Source organism: Polaromonas sp. P1_E1_2, from assembly GCF_056406035.1.
The window spans coordinates 1-3,779 of record NZ_JBFUAZ010000431.1; the positions used below are offsets into that span (position 1 = coordinate 1).

The 3,779-nt window shown below is 62.7% G+C and carries 4 protein-coding genes and 1 pseudogene; all 5 read right to left on the bottom strand.

Annotated features, from left to right (window positions below):
- Positions 1-527, bottom strand: a 527-nt coding sequence (locus AC1D1P_RS17300; RefSeq protein WP_477673822.1) for a Mur ligase family protein, incomplete at its 3' end; no start/stop codon positions are given.
- 2 nt (positions 528-529) lie between these two features.
- A complete protein-coding gene (locus tag AC1D1P_RS17305; RefSeq protein ID WP_477668406.1) occupies positions 530-2,263 on the bottom strand; it encodes a peptidoglycan D,D-transpeptidase FtsI family protein in 1,734 nt (577 codons plus the stop codon).
- Positions 2,260-2,568, bottom strand: coding sequence for a cell division protein FtsL (ftsL, locus tag AC1D1P_RS17310; RefSeq protein ID WP_477668920.1), 309 nt, complete (start codon positions 2,566-2,568; stop codon positions 2,260-2,262). The genes AC1D1P_RS17305 and ftsL overlap by 4 nt, the downstream gene beginning before the upstream one ends.
- A 160-nt stretch (positions 2,569-2,728) precedes the next feature.
- Positions 2,729-3,646 carry a 16S rRNA (cytosine(1402)-N(4))-methyltransferase RsmH gene (rsmH, locus tag AC1D1P_RS17315; RefSeq protein WP_477668407.1) on the bottom strand — a complete coding sequence of 306 codons (918 nt, stop codon included), beginning with the start codon at positions 3,644-3,646 and terminating at the stop codon, positions 2,729-2,731.
- A gap of 9 nt (positions 3,647-3,655) precedes the next feature.
- Positions 3,656-3,779 (bottom strand): annotated as a pseudogene (locus tag AC1D1P_RS17320) (division/cell wall cluster transcriptional repressor MraZ); the annotation flags it as partial.

The window sequence follows — 3,779 nt, forward strand, 5'->3', positions numbered from 1 at the left end:
GCCTCCAGCGCACAGGCGACAAAGCCCTGGTCGGCGAAGCGCCGAAGTTCCTGTTGCAGCAGCACCGGGTCGGGCGTCGTCAGGCCGTTGGAAACCATGGCACCAGGCTCACCTATGCCCAGCGTGCCAATGACGCCGCATTTGTGACCCAGCCGGCCCAGAGCCTGCGCCAGCCACCAGGCGGTSGAGGTCTTGCCGTTGGTGCCGGTSACRGCGGAAAYCCGCARCTGCCGGCTCGGYTSSTYGAARTAGACGGCGGCGATRGGSCCGGTCGCRGCCTTGAGACCGGCGTATTCGGCGATCTTTTCGTCCTGGAAACCGAAGGCGGCCGCGCCTTCCTGTTCGACCAGACAGGCAGTGGCGCCCGCATTCAACGCGCTGCCCACGAACTTGCGCCCATCGGTCGCGGTGCCGGGCCATGCGATAAAGCCGTCGCCCGGGGTCAGTCTGCGGCTGTCCGTGCACAGGCTGCCGCTCACGCGTTCGCGCAACCAGCCGGCGGCTTGTTCAGGGGTGTGGAGTTGCATGCTCAAAACGACTCCTCCACGGCCTGCGTGGTGATTTGCGGCTTGACGCTCATGTCGGGCTGCACGCCCATCATGCGCAGGGTCTGCTGCACCACCTCACTGAACACAGGCGCGGCGGCCACGCCGCCGAAGTAGTTGCCATCGCTGGGCTCGTCGATCATCACACCGACGACGATGCGGGGCGCTTCAATGGGGGCCATGCCGGTGAACCAGGCCCGGTACTTGTTGGTGGCATAACCTTTTCCAACCTGCTTGTGCGCCGTTCCCGATTTGCCGCCTACCGAATAACCCACCGTTTGCGCCAACGGACCAGTACCCCCGGGTGCGGCGGCCATTTGCAGCATCCGGCGGACGGCGTGCGCGTTCGCTGCGGAAAAGACCTGTACGCCTACCGCGGGCTCACTGCTCCTGAGCATGGTGACGGGAATGATCTGGCCGTCATGTGCGAACGCAGTGTAGGAGTGCGCCATCTGGAACAGCGAAGCCGACAGCCCGTAACCATAGGCCATGGTCGCCTGCTCGACAGGGCGCCAGGTCTTCCAGGGTCGCACACGTCCGGTGACCGCGCCTGGGAACTGGATCTGCGGCTTTTGCCCATAACCCAGAGCCATGTAGGTCTCCCACATTTCCTGCGGACTCATCTTTTGTGCGATCTTCAGCGCGCCGACGTTGCTGGATTTCTGGATGACGCCTTCCACTGTCAGCGTGCCGTAGTTGTGGGTGTCACTGATGGTGAAGCCGCCGATGCTGTAACGGCCGGGTCCGGTTTCGATGACGGTTTGCGGCTTGATGCGACCGGCCTCCAGCGCCATGGCCACCGTGATCGGCTTCATCGTGGAACCCGGCTCGAAGGTATCCGTGAGGGCCCGATTGCGCAACTGCTCGCCGGTCAGATTTTTCCGCCTGTCGGGCACGTAGCTGGGATAGTTCGCCAGTGCCAGTACCTCGCCGGTGGTGGAGTCCAGCACCACGACGCTGCCGGCCCGGGCTTTGCGCGCAATGACCGCGTCGCGCAGCTTCTGGTAGGCGAAGAACTGCACCTTGCTGTCTATGCTCAGCTGGATGTCCTTGCCTTCGACGGGCGGCATCTGTTCGCCGACATCCTCGACGACACGGCCCAGGCGGTCCTTGATCACGCGGCGCGAACCGGCCTTGCCGGCCAGGTCCTTGTTGAAGGCCAGCTCAATGCCCTCCTGGCCGCGATCCTCAACGTTGGTGAAGCCCACCACGTGGGCCACGGTTTCGCCCTCGGGATATTGACGCTTGTATTCCTTGCGCTGGTAGATGCCCTTGATGCCCATGGCATGGATTTTTTTTGCCACCGGCTCGTCGACCTGACGCTTGAGCCAGACAAAGGTCTTGTCCTCTTCGCCCAGCTTCCTGTTGAGCTCGACCAACGGCATTTCCAGCAGCACGGCCAGCTCGGCCAGTTGCGACTTGCTGGCTTCGACGTCTTCGGGAATGGCCCAGATGCTGGATGCCGGTACGCTGGATGCGAGGATCAGCCCATTGCGGTCCAGGATGCGGCCGCGGTTGGCGGGCAACTCCAGTGTGCGGGCAAAGCGCACCTCACCCTGGCGCTGGAAAAATTCATTGCCAAAAATCTGGATATAGGCCGCACGGCCCGCTAGCCCGGCAAAAGCCAACGCGATACCAGCCACGATGAATTTGCTGCGCCAGACGGGAGTCTTGCTGGCCAGCAGGGGGCTGGACGAATAAAGCACGCTGCGACTCATGGCCTGGGCCCTTCCGGTGCCGAAGCCGCCGTTACCGGAGCGTCCTTGTAGCTCACATATTGCGTGATGGCAGGTGTCACCGTGCGCATCTGCAGCTTGTCCTTCGCAAGCTTCTCGACCTTCAGCGGCGTCGCCTGGGCGCGCTTTTCCACCTGCAAACGCTCGTTGTCCATTTCGATTTTGCGGGCTTCGGCCGTCGCTTTTTCCAGCTCGACATAGAGACGTCGCGACTCGTACTGGGTGCGCACGAGGTAAAGCGCGCTGGTCAACACGGCGAGAAGCAACACGAGGTTCAGCCTGGCCATGAGATAGCCCCCACGCTTGTCGCTTCGCGTACTGCGCTGCCCCTCGAAGGGGCCGCTGCGCCTGCGGCCCGGCAAAGCCGGTTCCGCGGCCCCGGCTGGCATGAAATGCCTGTCGCCCTTTGTAGGCCCCTCACGTTTGTCGCTTCGCGTACTACGGGGTTCATGCCGCCACCCCCGTGCGTTCGGCGACGCGCATCACGGCGCTGCGCGAGCGCGGATTGCCTTCGACCTCTTCTGCGCTGGGCTTGGTGCGGCCAAGCGCCTTGAGCTGCATGGCCTTGGGTTCGGCGAAAGGCGCGCGACGGTCGAAAACCTCGCGCGAATGTGCGGCGATGAACTGCTTGACGATGCGGTCTTCGAGCGAATGAAAACTGATCACCACCAGACGGCCTCCCGGTTGGAGAACTTTCAGCGACGCAGCTAGCGCCTGTTGCAGCTCTTCAAGCTCGGCGTTGATGAAAATCCGAAGAGCCTGAAATGTGCGCGTTGCAGGGTCCTTGCCCGGCTCGCGGGTTTTGACCGCGCCAGCCACGACTTCGGCCAGCTCAGCGGTGGTTCGAAGAGGGCCCCGTTCCTGTCGGCGACGATCAATCGCCTTTGCAATCTGTTGAGCAAACCGTTCTTCGCCATATTCACGAATCACCTCCGCCATGGTTTCTATGGATGCATCCACCAGCCACTCGGCCACGCTCTGGCCACGCGTGGTGTCCATGCGCATGTCCAAAGGCCCCTCTTGCCGAAAAGAAAAACCGCGCACCGGGTTGTCGATCTGGGGTGAACTCACACCCAGATCCATCAGCACGCCGGCCGCACTGGCGACGGGCAACTGACCCAAATGCATGAAGCCCTCGTGACGGATGGAAAATCGCGAGTCGGTGATGGTGTGCGCGTCGGCAATGGCGTCGAGATCCTTGTCGAAGGCGGTAAGCCGTCCTTGGGGTGAGAGCTGCGACAGCAACAACCGCGAATGCCCGCCGCGCCCGAAGGTCGCGTCGACGTAGTGGCCGTCCGGGTTGACAAGAAGCGCCGCTATGGCTTCGTTCAACAAGACGGTGCGGTGTGTCCATGTGCCGTTCACCGTCTTCTTTCAGAACGAGAAGTCTTTGAAGACATCGGGCATCTCGCCCTTCATTTGCTCGGCCTCCTGGGCTGCGTAGGTGGCGGCGTCCCAAAGCTCAAAATAACCACCCATGCCCAGCAGCACCGTGTCT

Coding starts and splice junctions, on each gene's coding strand:
- AC1D1P_RS17305 (WP_477668406.1), bottom strand. CDS start 2,263: ATGAGTCGCAGCGTGCTTTATTCGTCCAGCCCCCTGCTGGCCAGCAAG.
- ftsL (WP_477668920.1), bottom strand. CDS start 2,568: ATGGCCAGGCTGAACCTCGTGTTGCTTCTCGCCGTGTTGACCAGCGCG.